This window comes from Tepidisphaeraceae bacterium (assembly GCA_035998445.1).
Lineage (GTDB): Bacteria > Planctomycetota > Phycisphaerae > Tepidisphaerales > Tepidisphaeraceae > DASYHQ01.
In genome coordinates this window covers 28,926-53,827 of the sequence record DASYHQ010000047.1, presented here as the reverse complement: position 1 = coordinate 53,827, position 24,902 = coordinate 28,926, and the positions used below count along the sequence as shown (strand labels likewise).

20 protein-coding genes and 1 tRNA gene are annotated in these 24,902 nt (G+C 64.4%); 15 read left to right on the top strand and 6 right to left on the bottom strand.

The genetic code is table 11. The features are described 5' to 3' along the window. Nucleotides 1–268: 268 nt before the first annotated feature. Entirely contained in the window at nucleotides 269–3,127 is a 2,859-nt protein-coding gene (locus VGN72_17810) for a carbohydrate-binding protein (protein HEV7301226.1), read from the top strand. Nucleotides 3,128–3,166: 39 nt separating this feature from the next. On the opposite strand, the gene VGN72_17805 is transcribed toward VGN72_17810, so the two are convergent. Beyond that, nucleotides 3,167–3,448: a hypothetical protein gene (locus tag VGN72_17805; protein HEV7301225.1), complete on the bottom strand. Its 282-nt coding sequence runs from the start codon at nucleotides 3,446–3,448 to the stop codon at nucleotides 3,167–3,169. A 314-nt stretch (nucleotides 3,449–3,762) separates the two neighbouring features. On the opposite strand from VGN72_17805, the gene VGN72_17800 reads away from it, so the two are divergent. Further along, complete coding sequence (locus tag VGN72_17800) at nucleotides 3,763–5,382, top strand: HD-GYP domain-containing protein (protein HEV7301224.1); 1,620 nt, start codon at nucleotides 3,763–3,765, stop codon at nucleotides 5,380–5,382. A gap of 66 nt (nucleotides 5,383–5,448) precedes the next feature. Next, nucleotides 5,449–6,519, top strand: coding sequence for a glycosyltransferase (locus VGN72_17795; protein ID HEV7301223.1), 1,071 nt, complete (start codon nucleotides 5,449–5,451; stop codon nucleotides 6,517–6,519). Between the two features lie 8 nt (nucleotides 6,520–6,527). Here VGN72_17795 and VGN72_17790 read toward each other — a convergent pair whose 3' ends face one another. The 3 genes from VGN72_17790 to dtd all read right to left on the bottom strand — a co-directional run bounded on the left by VGN72_17790 (nucleotide 6,528) and on the right by dtd (nucleotide 8,790). Next, nucleotides 6,528–7,301, bottom strand: a complete 774-nt coding sequence (locus VGN72_17790) for a hypothetical protein (protein ID HEV7301222.1) — start codon at nucleotides 7,299–7,301, stop codon at nucleotides 6,528–6,530. Nucleotides 7,302–7,484: 183 nt separating this feature from the next. Next, complete coding sequence (locus tag VGN72_17785; GenBank protein HEV7301221.1) at nucleotides 7,485–8,279, bottom strand: GNAT family N-acetyltransferase; 795 nt, start codon at nucleotides 8,277–8,279, stop codon at nucleotides 7,485–7,487. Nucleotides 8,280–8,337: 58 nt separating this feature from the next. Continuing rightward, nucleotides 8,338–8,790, bottom strand: a complete 453-nt coding sequence (dtd, locus tag VGN72_17780) for a D-aminoacyl-tRNA deacylase (GenBank protein HEV7301220.1) — start codon at nucleotides 8,788–8,790, stop codon at nucleotides 8,338–8,340. A gap of 287 nt (nucleotides 8,791–9,077) precedes the next feature. Between dtd and pilM the strand changes: the two genes are divergently transcribed. The 3 genes from pilM (at nucleotide 9,078) to VGN72_17765 (ending at nucleotide 14,840) form a co-directional block, all read left to right on the top strand. Continuing rightward, entirely contained in the window at nucleotides 9,078–11,336 is a 2,259-nt protein-coding gene (gene pilM, locus VGN72_17775; protein ID HEV7301219.1) for a type IV pilus assembly protein PilM, read from the top strand. 83 nt (nucleotides 11,337–11,419) lie between these two features. Then, nucleotides 11,420–12,784, top strand: a complete 1,365-nt coding sequence (locus tag VGN72_17770) for a hypothetical protein (GenBank protein ID HEV7301218.1) — start codon at nucleotides 11,420–11,422, stop codon at nucleotides 12,782–12,784. Between the two features lie 118 nt (nucleotides 12,785–12,902). Then, on the top strand, nucleotides 12,903–14,840 hold the full coding sequence (locus VGN72_17765; protein ID HEV7301217.1) for a hypothetical protein: 1,938 nt from the start codon (nucleotides 12,903–12,905) through the stop codon (nucleotides 14,838–14,840). 235 nt (nucleotides 14,841–15,075) lie between these two features. On the opposite strand, the gene VGN72_17760 is transcribed toward VGN72_17765, so the two are convergent. Beyond that, a complete protein-coding gene (locus VGN72_17760) occupies nucleotides 15,076–15,810 on the bottom strand; it encodes a tetratricopeptide repeat protein (protein HEV7301216.1) in 735 nt (244 codons plus the stop codon). 221 nt (nucleotides 15,811–16,031) lie between these two features. Here VGN72_17760 and VGN72_17755 point away from each other — a divergent pair, with 221 nt between their 5' ends. From VGN72_17755 to VGN72_17725, 7 genes are all read left to right on the top strand, one after another. Then, a complete protein-coding gene (locus VGN72_17755) occupies nucleotides 16,032–16,934 on the top strand; it encodes a cytochrome c oxidase subunit II (protein HEV7301215.1) in 903 nt (300 codons plus the stop codon). Nucleotides 16,935–17,106: 172 nt separating this feature from the next. Then, nucleotides 17,107–18,996 (top strand): cbb3-type cytochrome c oxidase subunit I, encoded by a 1,890-nt coding sequence (locus VGN72_17750; GenBank protein ID HEV7301214.1) that lies wholly within the window; start codon nucleotides 17,107–17,109, stop codon nucleotides 18,994–18,996. Beyond that, entirely contained in the window at nucleotides 18,993–20,117 is a 1,125-nt protein-coding gene (locus VGN72_17745; protein ID HEV7301213.1) for a COX15/CtaA family protein, read from the top strand. The genes VGN72_17750 and VGN72_17745 overlap by 4 nt, the downstream gene beginning before the upstream one ends. A gap of 84 nt (nucleotides 20,118–20,201) precedes the next feature. After that, the gene (cyoE, locus tag VGN72_17740; protein ID HEV7301212.1) at nucleotides 20,202–21,149 is read left to right on the top strand and encodes a heme o synthase; all 948 of its coding nucleotides are present in this window, start codon (nucleotides 20,202–20,204) and stop codon (nucleotides 21,147–21,149) included. A gap of 50 nt (nucleotides 21,150–21,199) precedes the next feature. After that, a complete protein-coding gene (locus VGN72_17735; protein HEV7301211.1) occupies nucleotides 21,200–21,919 on the top strand; it encodes a carboxypeptidase regulatory-like domain-containing protein in 720 nt (239 codons plus the stop codon). Next, nucleotides 21,916–22,674, top strand: a complete 759-nt coding sequence (locus VGN72_17730) for a hypothetical protein (protein ID HEV7301210.1) — start codon at nucleotides 21,916–21,918, stop codon at nucleotides 22,672–22,674. The genes VGN72_17735 and VGN72_17730 overlap by 4 nt, the downstream gene beginning before the upstream one ends. A gap of 4 nt (nucleotides 22,675–22,678) precedes the next feature. Then, nucleotides 22,679–23,698, top strand: a complete 1,020-nt coding sequence (locus VGN72_17725; protein ID HEV7301209.1) for an ABC transporter ATP-binding protein — start codon at nucleotides 22,679–22,681, stop codon at nucleotides 23,696–23,698. A 91-nt stretch (nucleotides 23,699–23,789) separates the two neighbouring features. On the opposite strand, the gene VGN72_17720 is transcribed toward VGN72_17725, so the two are convergent. Beyond that, entirely contained in the window at nucleotides 23,790–24,122 is a 333-nt protein-coding gene (locus VGN72_17720) for a metalloregulator ArsR/SmtB family transcription factor (protein HEV7301208.1), read from the bottom strand. 279 nt (nucleotides 24,123–24,401) lie between these two features. Between VGN72_17720 and VGN72_17715 the strand changes: the two genes are divergently transcribed. Both VGN72_17715 and VGN72_17710 read left to right on the top strand, forming a co-directional pair. Next, nucleotides 24,402–24,472 (top strand) — tRNA-Ala (locus VGN72_17715). Nucleotides 24,473–24,619: 147 nt separating this feature from the next. Beyond that, a complete protein-coding gene (locus tag VGN72_17710; protein ID HEV7301207.1) occupies nucleotides 24,620–24,895 on the top strand; it encodes a hypothetical protein in 276 nt (91 codons plus the stop codon). Nucleotides 24,896–24,902: the final 7 nt, after the last annotated feature.

Below are 24,902 nucleotides of genomic sequence, written 5' to 3'. Positions count from 1 at the left end.
CGTTGAGACGAAGCGGCCCTCTTGGAATTGTGAGGCGCGACACTCGTCACCCCAGACATTCGCCCATCTGCTTGAAATAGACCATTTTTAATCTGCGCGTCGGCACACAAAATCTCTCTTCGCAACAGTTGCACATTGTTGAATTGGGGTCATAATGATGACTGTGTCGTGAAGCCCCTGGCGGTGGTTTCGCGCACAGGCTCCAGTCTCGAATCTGCATTCGTCGTTCAAACGAGCGACACTACTGCACATCCCGGAGAAGCATCAAATGCGCAAGGCACCGTTGGCAATCGTGTCCCGGCGTCCCCTCGTTCAAAGCACGCCCGCGCTCCAACTGCAAACGGATCGCTTTGCGATCGAAACGCTTGAGCCGCGTACCCTGCTTTCGGCCGAGCCGACATTCAGCGAGTTCATGGGGATCAACACGCACTCGTTCAATGGGTTCGACCCGCAGTTGTACATCCCGGTCGCCAGCCACGTGCGCGATTATCACAACATGAACTGGGACGTCGGCAGCGACACCAGTTACACGACCACGTTCCCCTTCGCCCGCAACGGCGTGAACTGGGACCGCGAGTATTCGCCTTGGGTGGCGGGTGGTTTCCGGATCGACGCCTGCATTCAGCTGAAGGGCTTCACCGACTCCTCCTGGACGAACCTCGCCGCCGATGCGTACAAGTACGGGAAGGCGTTCGCCTCTTACTTCGGGCCGACCAACGGAAACGGGCTCGTGCGCTCCGTCGAGATCGGCAACGAGGAAGGCCAGTTCTCCGACGCCGTCTATCGGCAGATCTTCCAGAACATGGCTCAAGGCATTCGCGATGGCGACGCCGCGCTGCCGATCGCCACCATGAACGTCACCGACGGGCCCAGCGGGCAGTACGCGAAGAACATCAACCTCTTCGACGGCCTCGAACACCTCGTTGACGTCTACAACACGCACTCCTACCCATTCCTCACCGGATATCCGACGTGGGAACGCAGCTATCCCGAAGACGCCCGGCTGAGTTACCTCACCGACGTGCAGAAGATCATCGACTGGAAGGACGCCCACGACCCCACCGCCCAAACCTGGATCACCGAGTTCGGCTACGACTCCAGCACCAAGCCCAATCAGACCACCGGCACGTTCAAGGACTTCAAGGACGTCACCGACACGCAGCAGGCGCAGTACCTCGTGCGGTCGTGGCTCGAGTTCTCGCGGATGGACATCGACCGGGCGTACCAGTTCTGGTTCAACGACAGCGACAGCCCCACGCTCTACGGCGGGTCGGGCCTCACGCGCGATTTCCAGCCGAAGGAATCGTACTGGGCCGTGGCGCACCTGCAGAAGACGCTCGGCGACTACAAGTTCAAGGGCGTCGTGCAATCCACGAACAACGGCGTCCACGCGTACGCCTATGAACGGGCCGGCGACCCGTCGGACGTCATCTGGGCGGTTTGGTCGGCCACCGGCAACAACACGTCGACCACGGCCACGCTCTCTGGCCTGCCAGGGTCGGTCGTGAGTGCCGAGCGTATGCCGCTGGCTAGTGGCGCCGCGCCGTCCGTCTCGTACACGAAGCCCGCGGCGGGTCAGGTGCGGTTGACGGTCAACGAAAGCCCGACGTTCATCCGCGTTGCGGTGGACGGGTCGATCAAGGGCAGCGTCTTCAACGATGCAGATGACAATGGATCGCGCGGCAGCAGTGAGGCGGGCGTGTCCGGTCGAACCGTCTACGTCGACGCCAACAACAATGGTTCGCTCAACGCCGGCGAGCGGTCCACGCTTACCGATGGCGCCGGTGACTACGCCTTCACCAAACTGCTGCCCGGCTCGTACGTGGTGCGCGAGGTGGTCCCCAGCGGCTGGACACAAACATCGCCGGCCAACAACGCGGCGCATAGTGTGACCGTGGCCGCCGGCGCCGCGATGAGTGGCAAGAACTTCGGCACGCGCCAGTCGACCGTTACCCCGCCCACCACGGTCACACTGCAGGCGGAAAGCGCAGCACTGTCGGGCGGCACCGTCTCGGCAAAAAATTGGGTGGGATACAACGGCAACGGCTTCGCCGACTTCGCCGGCAATGGGTCGGCGGTGCAGTGGACGGTCGACCGCGCCGCGGCCGGTAGCGCCAAGCTCGAGTTCCGCTACGCCAATGGTTCGACCGGCAATCGGCCGCTAACGGTGATCGTCAACGGCACAAACGTTGGCACGCTGTCGTTCGGTCCCACCGGCAGTTGGGCGACGTGGTCGACGGTCTCGCTGAACACCGCGTTGCAGGCGGGAAACAATACGGTGCGGCTGGTCGCGGGCAGTGCCGGTGGGCCGAACGTCGACCAGTTGATCGTCAGCCCCGCCAGCATCACGCCGAGCGCCGCTGTGTACGAAGCCGAGTCGGCGGCGCTGTCGGGTGGCACCGTCGCGGCGAGCAACTGGGCGGGCTTTGGTGGCAGTGGCTTTGCCGACTTCGCTGGTAACGGGTCAGCGGTGCAGTGGACCGTGAACCGCCCTGCCAGCGGTGCGGTACGGCTCGACTTCCGCTATGCAAATGGATCGACATCAAACCGGCCACTCACGGTGATCGTCAACGGCACGAATGTCGGTACGGTTCAATTTGGACCAACCGGCAATTGGGGCACGTGGGCGATCGCGTCGATCCCGGCCACGCTCAACAGTGGCAACAACACGATTCGCCTGCTTGCCGGCGCCGCCGGTGGACCGAACGTGGATCGGTTGATCGTCAATCTCACGACCGCGATGTCTTCGCCCTTGGTTTACCAAGCCGAGGCCGCAACGTTCGGCAACTCGGCGATCTCCCGCGAGCACGGCGGTTACACCGGTGGTGGCTACGTCGACTACGGGGGCAACGGTTCCTACGTGCAGTTCACCGTCAACCAGGCCAGTGCGGGCAGCGCGTCGCTAGCATTCCGCTACGCCAGCGGCACGACCGCGGGTCGGCCGTTAACCGTGTCCGTGAACGGTGTGGCGGTCACGACGTTGTCGTTTGGTGGCACCGGTGGTTGGAACCAATGGGGCACGACGACGCTGGTCGCGGCGCTTCGGTCCGGCTCGAATACGATCCGGCTGACCGCCGGCGTTGCGGGTGGACCTAATCTGGATCAGTTGGCGGTCGCGCTGGTCTGAAGGCCCATCGCTGGCTGAATTGATCGAGAATCCCCGACTCTAACCTTTGCTCAGCTTGCGGTAGGCTTCCAGGAACGCCCGCCATTGCTCGGCGGGCAGCGCCACGACCTCATCGTGAAACGCCTTGAAATCGCGATCTGCAGCGGCCTGAAGGTCGTCGGCGATCGCATGACAGGCGCTGGCGAGATCAGCGATCCCGCTCTCCCGCTGGATTGCCAGAACCTGCCGTTTCACATCGGCCGGGCTTGCGCCAGCCCGTTCCAGGTACGGCGCCAGAACGCGAAACAGCCCGGGAAGCACGATTTCGGATGAGTCGCTCATAGATCAGCCTTGGATAGTCCGGCAACTATGTACCATATCGGCCCGGTAACGCAGCAACACGCGAACCGGCATAGATCATCCCGCCCGTACAACCAGCCGAATCAGGGTCCGATAGCGATCGTGGGCAGCATATTCAGCGAATAGAGTTTCGATCAGTCGTAATCTGTCGCGGCTCGCGGGCCGATGACACAGCGCCTCCATTTGTGTTTGAGTCCGCGATTGCGATGCACATCTGGCAGTAGAACTTGAACGACGGTCGCCCCCTTCGGCTCTCCCGAGCCCAACGGCGACCACGGCAGACGCTGATGACGGACATGACGACCGACAACCTCGCGACCCCCATCGACGCTCGACTGATCGAGCGCGCCCGGGCCCTGCGCGTGTCGCTCTGGTCGATCGAGCCGAACGGCTTGCGTTGTGTCGCCTGTATGGCGACCGATAATGCACAGCAGGTCCTGCTGCAGATCGTCGCGGGCGCCCTCACAGTGCGCTCGGGCGCGTCCTCGCCTTCATCGCCAACGACAAACGATATTATCGAACTGGTGCCCGGCGGCCTCGCGATGCAATTAGACGAAGCGGCCGGCAAGGGATCGACCGCCCGCCTGCTGGCCGTCGCGATCACACCGGTCTTGCTCGCCGGCGACGCGTTCGACCGCGCCTGCGGTTCGGCCGACCTGAGCACCAGCGCCGCGGTCGCGGCGCTGCACGCCATCTGCAAGCACGACGCCGACCACGCCCGCGAGGCGCTGACCGCCTTCGGCTGGAGTCACGCCGACCTCGCCGGTTGGCGCGAAGATGAATCGACCATCAACGAGTTCGCCGAGCGGCTCGGGCAGGCGTACGAGGAGACGAACCTGTGGTCGCGCATCGGCCGGACGTTCAACAGTTCGTCCGAGCCCCAGGACGTTATGCGGACCGCCTGCCAGCAATTGCACGAGGCACAGACCTTCGGCTGGATCGCGATGGCGTTCGGCGATCGCCCCGGCGTGCTGCGGTCGCTGCGCGAGCAGCTGATCGTCAGTGGCACGCTGCCATGCGAAAGCGCCGCGCTGGCGACGCTCGCTCAGGACTTCCTGCGACAGTGCACCGACGAAGCGAGCAAGCGCATCCTGACGCCCCGCGCCAAGCATCCGCTGGCGCTGCTGACCGGCGCGGAGGTGCTCGCCGAGCCGATCATTCAGAATGGCGAGGTGGTCGGCGTGCTGCTGGCGGGCAACCGCTACGGGCCCGATCCTGACATCAGCAGCTTCGAGACGCAGTTCGGCACGACGGCGGCGAAGTTCGTCGGTGTCTTCCACCAGAATTTGTTCCAGCTCGTCCAGCAGAAGGAACTGTTCTTCGGCACCGTGCGCGCCCTGTCGGCGTCCATCGACGCGAAGGACCCGTACACCTGCGGTCACTCGGAACGCGTCGGCCTGCTCGCCGGCATGGTCGGCACCGCGCTGGGCTTGCCGCCGAATGAGGTCGAGGACTTGCGCGTCGCCGGTCTGCTGCACGACGTGGGCAAGATCGGCGTGCCCGAGGCGGTGCTGACCAAACCGGGCAAGCTGACGGATGAGGAATTTGCGCAGATCAAACGTCACCCAGTGGTCAGTCACGCAATCCTGAAGGGCATCCCCGGCGTCGAGGCCTTATTGCCGGCCGTGCTGCACCATCACGAAAGCTGGAGCGGCACCGGTTACCCGCACAAGCTGGCGGGCGAGCAGATCCCATTGGCGGCGCGCGTGCTGGCGGTCTGCGACACGTTCGACGCGATGAGCTCGACGCGTTCGTACCGCCGGCGACTGGAGCGCGCCCAGGTGCTGGACGAACTGCGCAACCAGGCGGGCCGGCAGTTCTGGCCCGACGCCGTCCACGCCTTCCTGTCGCTCGACCTTGCAGCGTTCGACGCCCTGCTGGCCGACCACGAGCGCTGCCTGCCCCACGCCGCGTAAGCGTCGCCCGCCGATCACTGCGTGGGATTGTGTCGCACGCCGTTTTGACGATCATGCGTCGCTGCGATGACGAAGGTTCTCCTACTCACCGGCCGGCGAAGTGACTACCAAACCGAGCGCACCACCGACGCGATCGTGCGCGGCATGGGCAAGGACTTCACCGTCACCGCAGGCTTTATCGGCGCCGACCTGCGCGACGGGCTGACGGCGGTGCGGTGGGTGCGAAGGCACGCGAAGCAGGTCGACGCCGTTCACGCCTTCGGCACCGACGCCCTCACCGCGGCCGCCATGGGGTTCGACGGGCCCATCATCTTCACACCGACCGAGTTCCCCACACGCCGAGCGCTGCGTTGGACGCGGGCGGTATCGGCGTACCGGAACGTGCAGGCGGTGGCGACGACGTCCACGCAGCACCGCGCGATGATCGTCGGTGGACTGGCCGACGAACGGTACCACCTGATTCGCCCCGGTGTCGACTTCTCGAAGATCCGCAGGCGGCGTGACGACGCGCTGCGCGCGCAGTTGAACTTCGGCCCTGACGACTTCGTCATCCTGCTCAACGGTGAATCAACGCGGGCCGCCGACCACGAGCGGGCGGTCTGGGCGGGCAGCATCCTGCACGTGCTGGACCCGCACGTGCGCCTGCTGATCTGGGGCCAGGGCCCGCGCGGCCAGCGCGTGGCCCGCTACGCCCGCACCATGCCACGCCCCACGTTTGCTTCAGTGGCGGTTGAACGACTGGGGGCCGAGGTGTCGTACGAAGCCTTGCTGCCCGCAACCGATTGCGTGCTGGTGACCGCCGGCGCGCCTGTGCCGACCCTGCCGATTGCCGTCGCGATGGCGGCGGCGCTGCCGATCGTGTCGACGGTTACCTACACGGTCGCCGAATTGCTGGAAGATCGTCACACCGCGCTGATGGCGACCAATCCCACGCCGCGCGAGATCGCAAGGCGAGTTCGCGACCTGCGCGACGATTCCCGCACCCAATGGCACATCGCCGAGACCGCGCGGGGTGAGGCTTACGCGCACTTCTCGCTCAGCCACATGGTCCAGCAGTACCGCACGCTCTACCGGCAACTGGCCGGTGGCGCCCCGGTCGACTTAACCTCGCCGCCACCCGCACCCGTCGCACGATGACGTGATGATCAAGCCGGCCTTTGAGCGAGCATGCGGTCGAGAATCATGATCTTCTGCCACACCTTGCGGGACAGGCCACTCGACAGGTCTTCCAATTCATTCACCGCGGCCAGCGTCGGCGGGTCGCTGGAGCGCTGGGCGCACAACGCCGCCAGCTTGCCGAGGATCGCCAGCATCTCGCTGCAGTAGTCCAGGTACCGCATGAGCTGCGCCGGCGTCATGTCGGGCTTCGGGGACGACGCGGTCGACTTGTAGTTCGGATCGTAGCGGTCGGGGTCCTTGTCCAACTGGTGCATGTCGATCACGTGGGCCAGCGAGCGCAGCTGCGAGATGAATCGCAGCGCCTTCCCCCGCTTACGTCGCGTTTCGATCGAGAACGCGAACCAGATCGCGATGCCGGCGAAGACAATGTCGTTGATCAGCGCCTCGATCCCCTGAACGAGCTGGATCGCGTCGCCGACGTGCAACGACACGCGCAGGTTCAACGCCACCACGATCACCAGGACTAGCAACGCCACCGTCAGCGTGATCGACAGCGCCCGCCACCCGACCATCGGCTGCGCCAACTGACCCGCGAGTTGGCTCGCGTCGCGCGACACGGCCACCAGATCGGTCGCGACCGCGGCGAGGTTCGACTGTGGGAACCGCTCGTGGATGCGCTTGGCGAGCGTCTCGCCGGTCGCCACGATGCGCGGCGCGTCGAGTTGGCGAAACAGGTTCGTGCCCTTCGCCTCCCGCGCCCGGCGAAGGGATGAGCCGGCCTCTAGTTCTTCTGGTCGCATGTGTGATGTTCCCCAGCGTGGTCACGTACAGTTCGAACGAAAGCGCCCCCATTGTCACGCGGTCGAGCCCGGTGGGCAAGCCAGCTTCTGGCGTTTCATTCTTTGGCATTGCCACCCATATAGCCCCGAGCGTGCCCGGGGGAGCTTCGGTCCTCTGGGCAAGCCCGGGTTTATCTGGGTCTACTATCGCACGAACTCATTGAACGCTCCCACCCTTTCGAAACCGTTGCGCTCCAAGAGCGGACGACGCGCACCATCATCCCCCGCCAGCACATGTTTGAACCCACTACGCGCACAAAAGTCGATTGCCCGCGAGAGCAAAATCGACTCGATCCCACGTTCGCGGTGCGCCGGCGAGACGTACAGGTGCGCAACCAACCCCAAGTCCCCCACCGCCAGCACCCCGATGCGTCCAATCGCCCGGCCATCCACCAACGCCAGCAAAGCGTCGAACCGCGGCACATCCAGATGCTGCACCATCGCCCTTGCGGCAGTGGCCTTGTTGTCAGTCGACTCCATCGCCAGTTCCTGCGCATGTCGAAACGCCGACCTGGCGGGAATGATCATTAGGTCGGGAACGTCAGCCAGTTCGATCGCAGCCCGGCCGGTCAGGTGCAGGATATCGGTCTCACGCCGGACGAACCCTCGCTTGCTCAGTTCGCTAATCACCGGCGCCGTCTGCGACATCGGTGCTGACGAATTCATCACCCAACGCAACGGCCGAACGCCCCGCTCGCGAAAAAATGCTTCCACCTTCTCGATCGCGGCACCCGCAGCAACATCGGGTGACAGCGCGGCGTCAAAGACACCGTTCGCTTCCGTCACGTCAGGCAGTTCCGGATTGCAGAACGCCACACCGATGTCAATCTGCTCCGGCTCAGCGAGCGCGGCGGTGAAGTCGTGCACCAACTTGTGGTAGTGCCGCACGAGGTCGCTTGGCGACACGGGTGGCACGAAGTTCAAAATGGGCAGTTCCATAGGCGCTTTCCACGGCACACCTTAGCAGCCCCACGCCCGCGAAGCACCGCTCAGGCCCTCACCCGCGTGAATGGCGACTGTCGACGATGAACGTCGCTGGACCGTCGTTGATGATGTGAACGAGCATCTCCGCCCCGAATCGGCCCGTTTCCACCCGAACGCCTGCATCGCGCAACGTCGACACGACCGAATCGAACAATCTCTGTCCGGCGTCGCCCTTGGCGGCAGCATCGAGGCTGGGGCGGCGGCCCTGGCGCGTCGCGGCGGCTACCGTGAAGTTGCTGATCAGCAAGATTGACCCGCCGGCCTCGGTTACGTCTAGGTGGTAGTGCTTATCCCCCTCGGGGAAAATGCGAAGCGACGCCAGCTTGCTGGCGGTCCACGTAACGTCCGCTGGCGCGTCGTCGGCGTGCACGCTTAGCAGCACGACCAAGCCACGCTCGATTTGGCCGATGACGTCACCATTTACGGTCACGCGAGCCTCGATTACCCGCTGCACGATGCCTATCATCTGGTTGTCTTTCGGGGCAGCTGAAAAAACATCGTGAATCCAAGAACGATGTTGAACTTCAGGTGCCCTTTCGCGTCCAATAATATAAGGCCGTTGTCGGCGCGCGAAGCGTTAGTTGTACGCGCGCCCAAGAACGGTTACACCATAGACTTTCGCACCGGTGGCGGCCGGTCTCACACCTTTCACCCGGGCCGCCCCACGCAACCGAAGTCGTCAGCGGTCTCCGACGCACGCCGGAACCGAATCCTTTCCTGACGGCTCGCGAGGAGACAGCAGAGGAGCATCGAATGGCCACCGCTCGTTTCGCCTGGGGCATTGATGTCGGCAACCGCGCACTGAAGGCGGTCAAGCTCGTTCCCGACGGCGCCGGTTACCGCATCGACGACTTCGAGGTCGTCGAACACGAGACCGTCCTCTCCAGCGCCGGCGACAACCGCGAGTCGCTCATCCAGACCGCGCTGGCCAACTTCGTCCAGCGCCACCCGCAGAAGGGTGGCATCGCGGCGATCGGCGTCAGCGGGCAGCAGAGCTTCGCCCGCTTCATCAAGCTGCCGCCCGTCGAGGAGAAGAAGATCCCCGAGATCGTCCGCTTCGAGGCGATCCAGCAGATCCCCTTCCCGCTCGACGACGTCGAGTGGTCCTACCAGCTCTTCCGCGAGCCCGAGAGCCCCGACGTCGAGGTCGGCATCTTCGCGATGCGCAAGGAGCTGATCGCGCAGCACATCGGGTACTTCACCGACGTCGACCTGAACGTGCAGGTCGTGCAGATGAACCCGCTGGCCGTCTACAACGCGATGTACCACGACGGGCAGATCGACGGCACCACGATGATCATCGACCTCGGCGCCGAGAACGCCGACCTGATCATCGCCGACGGCGAGCGCATCTGGCTGCGGTCGATCCCGATCGGTGGCAACAACTTCACCGAAGCGCTCGTGAAGGCGTTCAAGCTGAACTTCGCCAAGGCCGAAGAGCTGAAGCGCAACGCCGCCACCAGCAAGTACGCCCGGCAGATCATGCAGGCCATGAAGCCGGTCTTCGCCGACCTCGTGGGTGAGATTCAGCGGTCGATCGGGTTCTACTCCTCGGTCAACCGCGACTCGCGCATCACCAAGGTGTTGGCGCTCGGTGGCACGTTCCGCTTGCCGTCGCTGCAGAAGTATTTGTCGCAGAACCTGCAGCTGGACGTGCAGAAGATCGACCGTCTCGCCGCCGCCCCACCCGCCGACTCGCGCATTGCGACGAACTACAGTGAGAACCTGCTGTCGAGCGTTGGGGCCTACGGCCTGGCGCTGCAGGCGATGGGCGAGGGCAAGATCGTCAGTTCGCTGCTGCCCGCTGCCATCCAGCGCGAGAAGATGTGGCGCGACAAGACGAAGTGGTTCGGCGCCGCAGCCGCGCTGTTCGTGCTGGGCGCGGGCATCAAGATGGGCGCGACGCAGTTGGAGGACCTGAAGCTCAGCAACGCCGCCAGCACGCAGAGCCAGATCGCTGCCATTCAGTCGAAGGCGCAGGCCAATGACGGCGCCTGGAACACGATCGAGCAGGAAGGTGGCCCCGACCGCAATCTCGTGCTGAACGTGCGCTCGCTGGAGAAGTACCGCCACACCTGGGCCAGCCTGCTCAGCGACCTGCACGCGGCCCTGATGACGGCCCAGCCGCAACCGGAGCTGATGGGCGACGACGTCGCCAAGATCAAGGTGATCCCGCGCAACGAGCGTCGGCAGATCTTCGTCGAACAGCTGTCGTCGACCTACATCAGCGACCTGAGCGCGATCCTCGCTGCCAACGATTCGGACTTCAAAGGCATGGTTGCCTCGCAGCCCGGTGGTGGAGGCGCAGGGCGCGGCGCCGCTGCCGGTCGGTTTGCCCCCATGGGTGGACCGCCCGACATGATGGGTATGGATATGGGCATGGGCATGGGTGGTGAGACGGGTGCCCCCGCCGAGGGCACGACCGCCGGCCCGCAACGCGGGCTGTTGATCACGCTGAACCTGCGTACGCCCAACGCCCAAGGCTTCACGTTCGTCAACGACACGTTCATCCGCGCGTTGCGCGCGATTACGGTCGATCAGGCGCTGGCCGGCCGCAATTACTACGTCGCCCGCGCCGGCATCCTGACCACCACGCCCGTCAATGCCCGCGCCGGCGCCAACGATCCCCGCAACAACGTCAACGGCGGTGGTGGCGGTGGCTGGGGCGGCCAGCGCCCACCGATGGGTGGCTTCAACCCGGGCGGTCCGGGGTTCAATCCTGGCGGCGGTTTCAACCCCGGTGGCTTCAACCCGGGCCGCACCGTCGGTCGACCGCCGCAGATGGGTGGCAACTTCAACCCCGAAGGGGGAGAGGGCCAGCAGCAGCCGGTCGTCCAACGGCCGCAGATTCCCAACGAGACGAACCAGGTCGAACTAATCGACCCGTTCACCGACCCGTTGACCGGTGAGAACATTCGGAACGATACCGACGTCACCGTCGTGTTCGTCGTCGTGCTCGACCCACCACCCCCGGCGCCCGCAGCGCCGGCCGAGACGGCCCTGGCGGAGTAGGCCCTCGAACTTCGGGCCCGAGCGTGCCGCGACAGCTGCACGCCCGGGCCCGCGACTGACGATACCATTGCGGAGCATCCCCCATGTGGAAAGACATCGCTAAAAAGAACGCGATCAGCATCGCCTGCGGCGTGGTGATCCTGATCGCCCTCATCGCCTCCATCTGGCCCGCCGACGCGTGGGTCGAGGCGCTGCAGTCGCGCATGAACGCGCGTAAGGCAGTCAACACGTCGCTGGAGGGCTTGGCGCGCAAGACGCGTTACCTGCCCAATCTCGACCCCAACAGCACCGAACAGGTGCCGCTTCGACCGTTCCCGAACCAGACGTTGATCAAGCAGGGCACCGAGGCGACCGAGCAGATGAAGTCGGTCAGCCAGCGCCTGTTCACCGCCGCCATCAACGTCAACCAGCGCCCGCTGCTGGTGCCGGGTTCGGTGCCGCGTTCCGGTGACGTGAAGAAGCTCGACTTCCTAAACGCCTACCGCGCCGCGTTCGCGATGCCGTGGGAACTGAACAACCGCCTGGCACCCGAGTTCAACATCCCCGTCGGCATCCTGAAGTCCGCCCAGCCCCCCAGCCCCGAGCAGATCACGCTGGCGCAGGACCAGATGTGGGCAGACAAGTACATCCCCAAGATCGTTACGATCAACGGCCAGCCCGCCAATGCCGAGCAGGTCAGCAACGATTTTGTCACCGAGGCCTCGAAGCTGCCCGAGCAGATGCGCCGGCAGACCGCAGAGCAGGCCAAGATTTACCTGCTGCCCGGCGCGCTCACGCTGAACCCCGCGCTGCAGCCGAACACCCCGCCGCGCGAGGAGGACATCTGGACCTCGCAGGTGAGCCTCTGGATCCAGCAGGACGTCGCCCGCGCGATTGCCGCAACCAACGCGTCGTCACAGAGCGGCATCATCGATGCGCCGGTGAAGCAGCTGATCCAACTGAACGTCCCGCTCACGCCACTGGGCACCACCGGGGCCGCCAGTGCGGCCGGCGCTGGCCGATTTGGAATGGGTGGCCCTCCGGGCATGATGGGCATGGGCGGCATGGGTGGTGGTGAGGAAGCCGCCGGCACGGGTGCCAAGGTCTCCGACCCCACCGAGGCGCTCACCTTCGACTTCACCCGCTCGCCGACCGGTCGTGTGACCAACGGCCTGTACGACGTGCACGAGTTCGTGTTGGTGGCCGACGTCGATGCCGCCCGCCTGCCCGAACTGCTGGCCGAGCTGACACGTGAGAAGTTCGTCGCGGTGCACTCGATCGACATGGAACCGGTTGACCTGAACCAGCAAAAGGCCGCTGGGTTCATTTACGGGTCGGCGCCCGTCGTGCGCGTGACGATGCACTGCGAGATGCTGTTCCTGCGTAAGTGGACTGAACCGCTGATGCCCGCGGCCGTGAAGCGGTCGCTGGGCATCGCCGACCCACCACCGGCCGGAACGGAAGGATAGGGACGCCCGTCGGGGGCACGGTCGATGGCCGCGCGTTCAGTGATGCGGGTGTCGCAAGGACGAGAAGCTGCGATCGGCAACAAGCGGATCGCGGACGTACAACGGAATCAGGTGTAGCATGCAAAAAGTACTCGACCTGCTCGAAAAGCACGTGCAATGGATCGTGCTCGGCCTTGGGGCCGTCTTCGTGCTCTACATGATCTACGGTTACGTGCTGACGCCACCGGCGACGGTGACGATCGGCACGCGCGAGCTGACGGCGTCGGAGGTCGACGACGAGATCCGCGACAAGGTTGCCGCCAACCTGAACTCGGAGATGGAACGCTCGACCGGCCTGGACATGCGGATCGAACCGTTCGACGACAAGTTCCTGGCGACGATTGGGAATAAGGACGTCGAGGTTCAGCGGTTTGCCGGCGCGTTTGCGCCCACGGTGCCCGAGGGATCGATCACCCCCACGCCGGGCCCCGGTCCTGAGGGCGGGGAAGTCAATCGCGACTCGAACGTGAAGCTCGTCAATCTGCCCCCTGCCAAGCCGCTGGGTGCCCAGTCGGTCTCGAAGGGCCGTTCGATGGTGCAGATGCCTGCCCCACCGAACGCCGACCCGAACGGTCAGATGGCCGGCGACCCGAACATGATGAACCCGATGATGATGGACCCCAACGGGCAGCAGGTGCAGCCCGCGCAGGGGCTGGCCGACCGCGATTGGGCCAGCGCCTTCTTCCGCATCTCGATGAAGGACCTGGCGCAGGAGTGGCGCAACGCCGGTCTGGTGCCCCCGAACGTCCCACAGGCTGCGCAGCTGACGCTATTTTTGGATGTGACGGCCGAGCGTGAGGAGCAGACCGGCACCGGCCCGGACGGCAAGCCGACCTGGGGCAACCGCGTGACGCTCAAGTCCCTGCCGACCGTCGCGACGCTGCCCGTGCCTGCCGCCGCGATGCCACCGGGCGTGCAGTTGGCGTTCCAGCAATGGGCCGAGACGCATCAGGGTGACATCCTCCAGCCACCGTTCTACGTGGTGGGTGGCGGTGAACCGTGGCACGAGCCGGGCATGGTCGTCGCGCCGATCGGTGGGAACGACCCGAATAACCCCAACAACATGTTCGGCGACGGAGAGATGATGCCCCCACCGGGCATGGACGACCCGAACCGCAAGGAGACCCCCGCTGAGATCCGCGCCCGCCTCGCCGCGGAACGCGAGCAGAAGGCTGCGGCCGCCAAGGCACGGCGCGAACAGCAAATGCAGGAACAGCAGATGCGCCGCCAGCAGCGCAACCCGGGTGGCCCGGGTGGTCCCGGTGGTCCGCCGCCCGGCGCACCCCGTTTCCAAGCGTACGATCCGAACCGCCCGGGTGGCTATCGTCCCCCGATCGGTGGTGGCTACGACCCACGATTCGGTGGACCGCCCGGTGGTGCACCGCCGTATCCCATGCCCGGCATGATGGGTCAGCCCGGCGCACCCGGCAACCCGGCCCCGCAGGCGGGTCAGGTGCCGCAGGGGCAGTTCGTCCCGGCGCCGCAGATGCAGGACGTGGTGACCTGGGTGCACGACGACACCGTGGAGCCGGGCAAGTCCTACCGCTACCGCATCCGCTATTCGATGAAGAACCCGGTCTACAACACAAACCTGGCCGGCCCGGACGTTGTGAAGGTCTTCGCGATCAAGCAGGACGAAAAGCAGGCCAGCGCCTGGACCGAACCCGTGATGATCGCGACCCGCACGCAGTTCTTCATTGCCAGCGTGCTGCAGAACCGCGCGACAATGCGCGTCTTCCGCTGGCAGGACGGCCGGTTGAACTCGAAGGACTTCACGGTCTACCCCGGCGACACAATCGGCACCCGCGACGGTGACATCGACTACTCGACCGGTCACACGGTGGTCGACATTCGCGACAACGCGTCAGTGCTGGTCATGAACGACCAGAGCGCGCTGGCCGAGCGCAGCTTCGATGCCGACCGCCGCGATCCGGAGTTCCAGAAGCTGCAGCAGACCCTGACGCCCCCGACCGCGCGGGGTGCGGAAACGCCGATCGGCGCCGCGTTCCCGCGATAGCGTGGCAGATCTGGATTGGTCGGTCGGTTCGACTGGCCGACATCTAAATCGAAGAAGGCCGGGCCGCGTGAAGCGGCCCGGCCTTTTCTTTTGAGAACTGTAAGTGCTTGAAGAACTGGCCGCTAAAGCGGCCAGTACGGGTGTACGAGATTCGATGGAGCCTTAAGCGGGAGTGTTCGCATTACTTTACAGGACTGGCCGTTTTAGCGGCCCGTTGCTTCGTTCCCACGCCACCCTACTCCCCGCTGGCTGACTGCTGCGTCACGGGGCGCGTGGTCGGCAGCGCCGCCAGGCGAACCTTGGCGTCCCGGAAGTTCGGGTCGATCTTCAGCGCCGCGCTGTAAGCGACGCGGGCGGCGTCGATGTCGCCCTGCTGCTCGTGGAACGACGCCAGGTTGTACTGCACGGCCGCCGGTGGCAGCACAGCGGCGAAGTGGCTCGTGGCGGCGTCGATCTGACCCGCCTTGGCGAGCATCAGGCCATAGTTCACGCGCGTCGCCTTGTGCATTGGGTCGATCGCGATCGCCTGTTTGTAGGCCGCCTCAGCGTCGCTGAATCGGTCGGCCAAGTCGTAGGTGAAACCCATGTTCGCATACGCAGCGGCGTCGTTCCCGACGAGCTTCAGGTAGCGCTGCCACGCCGTGATCGACGCGTCGTACTGCCCCATGCGCGCCCGCAGGGCCGCCAGCAGGTACCAGGCGCGCGGCTGTTTGGGGTCGATCGCCAGCGTCTTCTCGTACTGTTCCACCGCAGCGGCCAGGTCACCCTGATTCTCGGACATCTGCCCCGCCGCCAAGTGCGTGGAGGCCGCGATCTCCGGATCCTTCTTCGTACCGAAGTCGTCGACGGGATCGCCGACGATGTTGGTCTTGGCGCGCACCTTGGCGCTGTTGGGGTCCTTCGGCGCGCAGGCGCCAACCCCCACCATCGTCGCGGCTGCCAGGATCGCGGTTATCGTACGCTTTGCCATCGTGTGCGGACTCCAAAGGATGCTGTATCGGGTTTATCGGTCGACGGGTGCTCACGGGGATAGCTTTCGTTCAGCAGTTTTGACATTGGACGTATGTGGCGACGCTACTGCGCATGCCTAAACTTGAGATGGGCATGGATGCGAATGGGTTCTCCAGTAACCTTTGGAATATCGGGCCACGAAAGCGGCCAGTCTAGACGGGTGGAGAAGCGGTCTCTTCCATGAATGGACCTTGCGTCATGTTGCATGCGGCAATGGTTACCGCCACCTGGTGGTTGCCGCCCGACCATTCGCGCAATGGACGTGCGATTGACGACCTTTTTACGCTAATTTTCTGTATTTCGGTCGCAGTTTTGGTTGGCGTTCACGCGGCACTGGCGTTTTTCCTGGTGCGATACCGTCACCGCAAAGGCCAGCGGACGGCCAAGTTCATCCACGGTTACACACGGCTCGAGATCGGCTGGACCCTGTTCACCGCGGGCGTGTTGACCGGATTGGCGGTGCTCAGCACGCGCGTTTGGGACAAGTATCAGCGAACCGACACACCCCGCACCGTGGCGGACGCGCTTCCGCTAGTCCGGGCGATGGTGATCGGACAGCAGTTCAAGTGGAACGTCATCTATCCCGGTCCCGATGGTGTGCTAGGCCGCTACCTGACCTACCCGAAGCCAACCGACACCCGCTGGCCGGACGGCGAGCGCTTCCGTGGCGTCAGTGGGCCGGCGGCGTTGCCGCGCGAGACCGCGGTCGAGGCGATCAACGCATACGTCGAGCAGATCAACCCGCTGGGGAAAGACTTCACCGACCCCGCTGGTGCCGACGATGATTGGGAGAACGCACTAGCGCGCGACCTCGTGCTGCCGGTCGATCGGCCGATCGAGTTGCAGATCGGTAGCCGTGATGTGATCCACAACGTGTCGATCCCGCTGCTGCGCGTGAAGATGGACGCGGTGCCAGGGCTGATCGGCACGATCAACTTCACTGCGACGCAGACGAGCGACGTCAGTCCGACCGGCTACTTCGACCTTGTCTGCCAAGAACTGTGCGGCAGCGGTCACTACAAGATGAACGCCCGGCTCCGCATCGTGTCGGCGGCGGAATGGGCAAACGGGGGAAGAAAATGACCAATGACCAAACCCGAATGACCAATCAAATCCCAATGACGAATGCCCAACCCGAAGCACCTCTTCATTGGACATTGGTGCTTGGACATTCATTGGTCATTCGGATTTGGACATTGGTCATTCAAGAACGCCCTTACCTTGCCTTCGCGACGCAGGCAGGAGCGGGACCGGAATGACCCTCCGCCTTCGCGACATCTTCAGCACCGACCACAAGGTGATCGGCCTGCAGTTCCTGTTCATGGGGCTGGGGTTCTTCGCGCTCGGTGGGCTGCTGGCGATGGCGATGCGGTGGCAACTGGCCTGGCCCGGCGCGACCGACGGCATGCCGATGCCACTGGCCGAGTTGATCTTCGGTTGGCCCAACGGGCAGATGCCGCCGGACGTGTACAACGCGACGTTCAGCCTGCACGCGACGGTGATGATCTTCCTCGTGATCATCCCACTGCTCGTCGGCGCGTTCGGCAACTACCTCATCCCGCTGAAGATCGGCGCGCCGCGCATGGCGTTCCCGGTGCTGGGGGGGCTTTCGGTCTGGACGACGCTGCTCGCGGGCGCGGTGCTGTTCACCGGCCCGTTCCTGCCGGGCGGCGCGGTGGAGACGGGTTGGACGGGTTACCCGCCGCTGAGCGCCATCTGGGGCGCGGGCAGTGCGCCGCAATCGGGTTGGCCGGTGATTCCGCTAGTAATGGTGTCGACAGCGGCGCTATTTCTCTGGGGTTTCGTCGCCACGAATGTGCTTCGATCGAGATGGGCCGCAGTCCCGTTTGCTGTGATCGCCGCGGTCGTGACGGTTCTGGTCATGCAGGGGGTGGCGTTCGACGGGCAGGCCTGCTGGTTCGTCAGCCTGCTGCTGGTGGGCATCGCGACGCTTCTGGGCGCCATCAATTACCTTGCGACGATCGTGCTGTTCCGCTGTCCGGGGATGACGCCGTCGCGCCTGCCGCTGAGCGTCTGGAGCCTGCTGTTCACCGCCGTGCTCGTGTTGCTGGCGACGCCGGTGCTCACGGGAGCGCTGGTGATGAACCTTCTAGATCATCATCGGCTCACGTCGTTCTTCCTGCCGGGCGACTGGTTAGCGGAAAGCCGCGTCCACCCCGCCGTCGCCGGTGGGGGTTCGCCGTTGCTGCATCAGCATTTGTTCTGGTTCTACAGTCACCCGGCCGTCTACATCATGATTCTGCCGGCGTTTGGGATGGTCAGCGACATCCTTAGCGTGTTTGCGCGGAAGCCCGTCTTCGGCTATCGGCCGATGATCTATGCGCTGGCCGCCATCACGTTCCTAGGCTTTTTCGTCTGGGCCCACCACATGTTTCAAAGCGGTATGAACCCGGCGCTGGGAACCGCGTTCGCGCTCAGCACGATGTTCATCGCCGTGCCCAGCGGCATCAAGGTCTTCAACTGGCTCGGCACGCTGTGGGGCGGCAACATCCACTTCACCACCGCCATGTGGAACGCGGTCGCGTTCGTCAGCCTCTTCGTCATCGGTGGCCTCTCGGGCCTCTTCCTGGCGAGCACGGCGGTCAACGTGCATCTGCACGACACCTACTTCGTCGTCGCCCACATTCACTACGTGCTGTTCGGTGGCAGCACGTTTGGGCTGTTCGCGGCGATCTACTACTGGTACCCGAAGTTCTTCGGCCGAATGATGAACGAGACGCTCGGCAAGGTCCACTTCTTCGGCAGTTACGTCGCGTTCAACTGCGTCTTCTTCCCCATGCACATCCTCGGCATTCGCGGTGTGCCGCGGCGGTACTTTGACATCTCGCACCTGGAAAGCTTTAAGGACCTTCAGCCGTTGAACGTCTTCATCACGATCAGCGCCTTCGCGCTCGGCGTCGCCCAACTGCCGTTGGTGGTAAATTTCTTCGGCAGCCTCATCTGGGGCAAAGCGGCGCCGGCGAACCCGTGGAACGCGACGACGCTGGAATGGACGGACGCTGCGAGCCCACCGATTCGCGAAAATTTTGAAAGCCGGCCGAGTGTCTATCATGGAGCGTACGAGTACAACAACCCGTTGTCCGGCGACGACGACTTCCTGCCGCAATCGCGGCCCGTGTCATGAGCCATTCGATCGACCATCGCCTGCCCTTCCGTAGCGAGCCCGAGTTCGTCGAGCCACGCGCCCCGTACAACCCGTGGTTGCACCGCGCGGCGTGGGTGACGGCGCTCTCGACCTTCCCGCTCATCTTCATGGGCGGCCTGGTGACCTCGCACGGCGCCGGCATGAGCGTGCCCGACTGGCCTAACAGCTACGGCTACAACATGTTTGCCTTCCCCTTCAGCCAATGGCTGGGGCCGGACAAGGGCGGCATCTTCTACGAACATTCGCACCGCTTGCTGGCGTCGTTCGTCGGATTCCTGGCGATCGTCGTGACGATCATCGCCTGGCGAACCGAGGGCCGGCGATGGGTGCGATGGCTGGCGACGGGCGTGCTGGCGCTGGTGATCTTTCAGGGCGTGCTGGGGGGCCTGCGGGTGGTATGGGTCGACCTGAAGCTGGCGGTGGTGCATGCCTGCGTGGCGCAGGCGTTCTTCTGCCTGGCGACGCTGCTGGTGATCGTGACCAGTTCCTGGTGGCTACGGCAGACGCCGCCGCTCATCACGCTCAGCCGAGGGCGGTTCCTCATCATCGCTGCGCTGGCGGCGACGGGGATGATTTACCTGCAGCTCATCATCGGCGCCCTGATGCGTCACTACGACGCGGGGCTAGCCATTCCCGACCTGCCGTTCGCATACGGTCGATTGCTACCGCCCGTCTCGGAAGAGGGTTTGCTGGCGGTGAACAAGATTCGCGCCTGGGAACTGCACATCCAGCCGGTCGAATCGCTCACCCAAATCTGGCTGCACTTCGGGCATCGCGTGGGCGCGATCTTCGTGACGTCGGCCATCCTGACGCTGGTGGGCGCGATCTTCGTGCGGCACCGGGCCGACCGCGTGCTGCTTCCCTGGGCAACGGTGTTGCTGTTGCTGCTGGTAACGCAGGTAACGCTCGGCGTTTACACCGTTCTGAAGGGCAAACCCGCCGACATCGCCACGCTGCACGTGGCGTGCGGGGCCCTGGTGCTGGCGACGTCGTTCGTGCTGACAATCATGGCGATTCGGCTATATTGGGCCCGGCCGACCCCGCAGAATCAGGCGTTGGACAAGTTCGTTGATACCGAAGCCCAGTACGCCACCGTTTAGCCGCGAGCTTGCTCGCCCTGGTCGGCGTTCGCGTAAAGACCGAGAAGCGGGCGACACGCGTGTCGCCTCTACGAGCAGATATACATGAAACCAGTTGCCGACATGCCCGACATACTGAACGCATCGCCCCTGCTCGACGACGTGGCCGAGGCGGTCGTCTCGCAGCGCGTGCGATCGCGCGCGGTCGACTTTTACGAACTGACCAAGCCGCGCATGAACCTGCTGGTCGTCATCACGACGATGGTTGGTTTCTACATGGCGTCGTTCGAGGGCGTGAACTGGCTGCTGCTGGTGAACGCGCTGTTCGGCACTACGCTGTGCGCCGCCAGCGCCAGCGTCTTCAACCAGTACATCGAGCGCGAGTACGACGCCCTCATGCCCCGCACGCGCAACCGCCCCCTGGCCGCCGGCCGGTTGGGATTGGGTGAGGCGATGTGGTTCGGCCTGGCGTTGGGCATCGTCGGCGTGCTGCACCTGGCGCTATTCGTGAACGTGCTGACGGCGTTCCTGGGCGCGTTCACGATGCTGTCGTACATCTTCATCTACACCCCGATGAAGCGCTACAGCACCCTTAACACGGTCGTTGGCGCCGTGCCGGGCGCGATTCCCCCAATGATGGGCTGGACGGCCGTCACCAACGACATCTCGATCGAGGCGGCGGCGCTGTTTGGCATCTTGTTCCTGTGGCAGATGCCGCACTTCCTCGCGATCGCGATCATGTACCGCAAGGACTACGAGGCGGGCGGATTCATGATGCTGCCGTCGGTCGACCCGAAACTGTCGATGACCAGCCGGATGATCATCCTGTACACGATTGCGCTGATCGCGGTCAGCGTCTTGCCGGCCGTGCTGAACCCGGTGTTGTTCGGCCGGCTGTACGCGGTGTCGGCGGCGGTGCTGGGGTTCGGTTTCCTGTGGTTTGGCGTCGTATGCGCGGTGCACAAGACGCGGCTCGACGCCCGGCGGTTGTTCTTCGCTTCCATCATCTACCTGCCGTTGATCCTGGGCGCGATGATGCTCGACAAGAGGTGATTTCCGTGATGCCTGCTGCGTGGTGCGTGACTTCCGTTCGCTGTTCGGCTTTGCTGCTGTCCTTTGGCCTCGCGACGCTCATCGGTGGATGCGGCGAGTCGACTTCCAGCCAATCCGAAAGCGCGGCATCCGCCCTGCCGAAGGTAGCCGCCGGTACAGCCACGGTGCGCGGCGCGGTGAAGTTCACCGGCACCCCGCCGGTGATGAAGGAGATCGCCAACCAGCCCTGCCACGGGACGGCCAAGCCGATGAAGGAAGAGTCGGTCGTCCTGAACGACAACGGCACGCTGGCGAACGTCATCGTCTCGCTGAGCGGCGTTAGCGCCGACCCGCTGCCGCGCAGCACGCCACCGGCGCTGGACCAGGTGGGTTGCCAGTACGTGCCGCACGTGGTCGCGGTGCAGGCGGGGCAGCCGTTGACCGTGCGATCGAGCGACCCGACGATTCACAACGTCCACTTCACGCCGTCGAAGAACAAGTCGCGCAACCTGAATATGCCGGGCCCCGACGAGCAGCAGGTGACGTTCGAGCACCCCGAGTTCGTGCGCTTCAAGTGCGACATTCACCCGTGGATGAACGCCTATGTGGGCGTCTTCCCGCACCCGTTCTTCCACGTCACCGGCAACGACGGCAGCTTCGAGCTGACGAACCTGCCGGTCGGCACGTATACGCTGACGGCGTGGCACGAACGCTACGGCGAGTTGCAGGAAACGATCACGATTACCGACGGCACGCCGACTCCTGAGGTTACGTTCACCTACGCTCCATGATCACCCCACTCGCCGATCGCCTTGAGTCGACGACGGTGGCGGCCTCGCCCACGTGGGCCGACCTTCCCTCGCCCACCCGCCTCGGCATGCTGCTGCTGCTGGCCGCCGACCTGATGCTCTTCAGCGGCCTGATCGCGGCGTACCTCGTGCTGCGCGGTGGCAATGGCGAGTTGTTCCGCGACAGCAGTGCAATCTTGAACGGGACGGCCGCGGTGATCGCGGTGGGCGTGATGCTGGTTGGATGTGCCGCGGTGACGTTGGCCGCTCGCCGGTTCCGCACAAGCGCCGGACGACGCACTCCTGCCCCTCTCCCGGTACTCCGGGGGAGGTTGGGAGGGGGCCATTCGAACGACGAGCATCACCAGCAGTCGAAATCACCCCCTCCCAACCTCCCCCGTGAGTACACGAGAGAGGGGCCGGAAAGGCTATCGCTCGTACTGCCAGCGATCGCCAGCACAACGGCGATCACGTTTCTCGCCATTCTGGCTTGGCAGTGGACGACGCTCCTCAACACCCCGGCGGCCGAGACTACGACGACATCCGGCCCATGGGCGAACGTCTACCTCAGCTGCTATTACCTGCTGGCCGGCACGCTCGCGCTGCACGTGCTGGCCCTAGCGCTCCTGAGCATCCTCTTGATCCTGCGAACGATTCGACGGTCGCTATCGACCGACGCGTTCGGCGCGATCGCGTTGTACTGGCAGTTCGTCACCGCGGCCGTCGTCGTCGTCCTCTGGCTGCTTTACTGGACCTGATCTCATGCATGCGATCGCCCCATCCATCCCGGCCGCCCCCACAACCGCCACCGTCGGCACGACGGCCGTCTCCATCGAGGATCTCTCGTACGCGTATGGCGACCGAACCGCGATCGACAACCTGTCGCTCCAGGTGCCGACGGGCGAGATCTTCGGCCTGCTTGGCCCCAACGGCAGTGGCAAGACGACGCTGTTCCGCGTGCTGTCGACCCTCATCCCGCCGCAGTCGGGGAAGGTGACGGTCCTCGGTCACAATCTCGCGACCGACCGCGATTGCGTGCGGCGGGACATCGGTGTCGTCTTCCAATCGCCAGCGCTCGACAAGCAACTCACCGCCTACGAGAACCTCGCCTGCCAGGCCGCGCTGTACGGCTTAAGCGGCCCGGTAATGAAGGAACGCATCGAGACGCTGCTGGCGGCAGTCAATTTGCTGGACCGCGCCCACGAGCGCACGGACCGCTTCAGCGGTGGCATGCGACGGCGCGTCGAGATCGCCAAGGGCCTGCTGCATCGCCCGAAGCTGCTCATCCTCGATGAGCCCAGCACCGGACTCGATCCCGGGGCGCGGCTCGACCTGTGGCAACTCCTGAACGACATCCGCGCGCAGCAGGACGTGACGATCCTGCTCACCACGCATCTGATGGAGGAGGCCGACCTGTGCGACCGCCTGGCGATCCTAATGGACGGCCGCCTGCTGGCGTGCGATAGCCCGGCGGCGCTGAAGGGGCGCATTCGTGGCGAGGTGATTACGCTGACGTCGGCTCAGCCGGATGCGCTGCGCGATCGCCTGCGGGAAAAACTGGGAATCGAAATGGAACGCGTGGGCGACGCGTTGCGCCTTCAGCGGCCGCGCGGGCACGAGTTCGTGCCCGCGCTGATCGAGGCCGCGCCGGGGCTGGTGGATTCGGTGTCGGTCGGCCGCCCGTCACTCGCCGACGTGTTCGTCGAACTGACGGGGCGGAACTATCGGTCTGAAGTCGCGACACCAAACCGCGGCGCCGAACCGCAGCGCGGGCACCGATAACGCGATTGGCGCGCTTCGGCATGTCGCGATGGACCCACCGGCACGTTGGCGGCTATGTGCGGAGAACCGGAACGCGGTTGGGCGCTTCGCTCTACGCAACCTTCTCGATAATCTTCAGATCAAACAACTCGAGCGCGACGAGCAACGTGTTGCCGTCCGACGAGTTGACGGAATTGTTCAACCCGTAGAAGACCTGCTTCCCATCGCGGCGATTGGCGATCAGGTTGTTCATCCGCAAGAGCCCGAGATGATGGCTGACCGTGGGCTGTGGAAGACCAAGCTCGTTACATAGGCTCGTGACGTTCCGCTCCCCGCTGGCCAGCAGCAGGAGGATGTTCAAACGGGTTTTGTCAGACAGCAGGCGAAACAGGCTAGTCAACGGTTCCAATTCAAGTTCCGTCATTCCCGGACCACGCTTACGCATTACAGGAGCTCCATTCATTGCGTCGCGGTTTGGTTATTTCCACTATACGGGCGGCGTGATTTTCCCGTCAAAGATAAACGTAACATTATTATTCGATGTAAGGGTCGGACCGTCCGCGCGAGGTGTTGGATGGCCAATCTCAGACGTGGCGAAGGGTTCGCCGCGCCCGCCAGACGTGCGAAAGCCACCTGCAGGGCGGACGACAGCGGCCCCAGCACCGAGTGACAAAGCCGCTTGACCGTTTTCGTACTCACGTTACAATTGCCCCCCACAGTACCCGGGGCCATGGTCTAACGGGATGACGGCTGAATCGCATTCAGCAAATCGGAGTTCGATTCTCCGTGGCTCCACTTAAGAAACCCCTGCTTTGCAGGGGTTTCTTCATTTCCCAGTGCCCCGCGTTCCGTTGAAGTCGACTCTGCTGCAAGAGGCTGCCAGCCGACTTACCGTGAAGGCGTAGGTTGCGGTTCGACCCACTTCGGGTGGACAATCCCACCATGAACGCCGACGAAGCACGCGCAATTACGTTGGAGGCCCTTCACGCTGCCAACCCTTGGCTGGAGCCCATGATGCGGCCGGCACATGCTGCGATCAAGGCGGCGGCGGCGCGGGCGCAGCAGCGGGCGGTGCGCGATCCGACGCCGGCGGACGTGCCGGATGACCGCCGGATGACCGTTCACATCGCGCTGCGCCTGGAGGGCTACAGCGTGCTGGCCGACGTGCTGGAAGGCGACGAGATCGGCATGGCCGACACGTTCACGATCAGCTGGTGATCCAAGG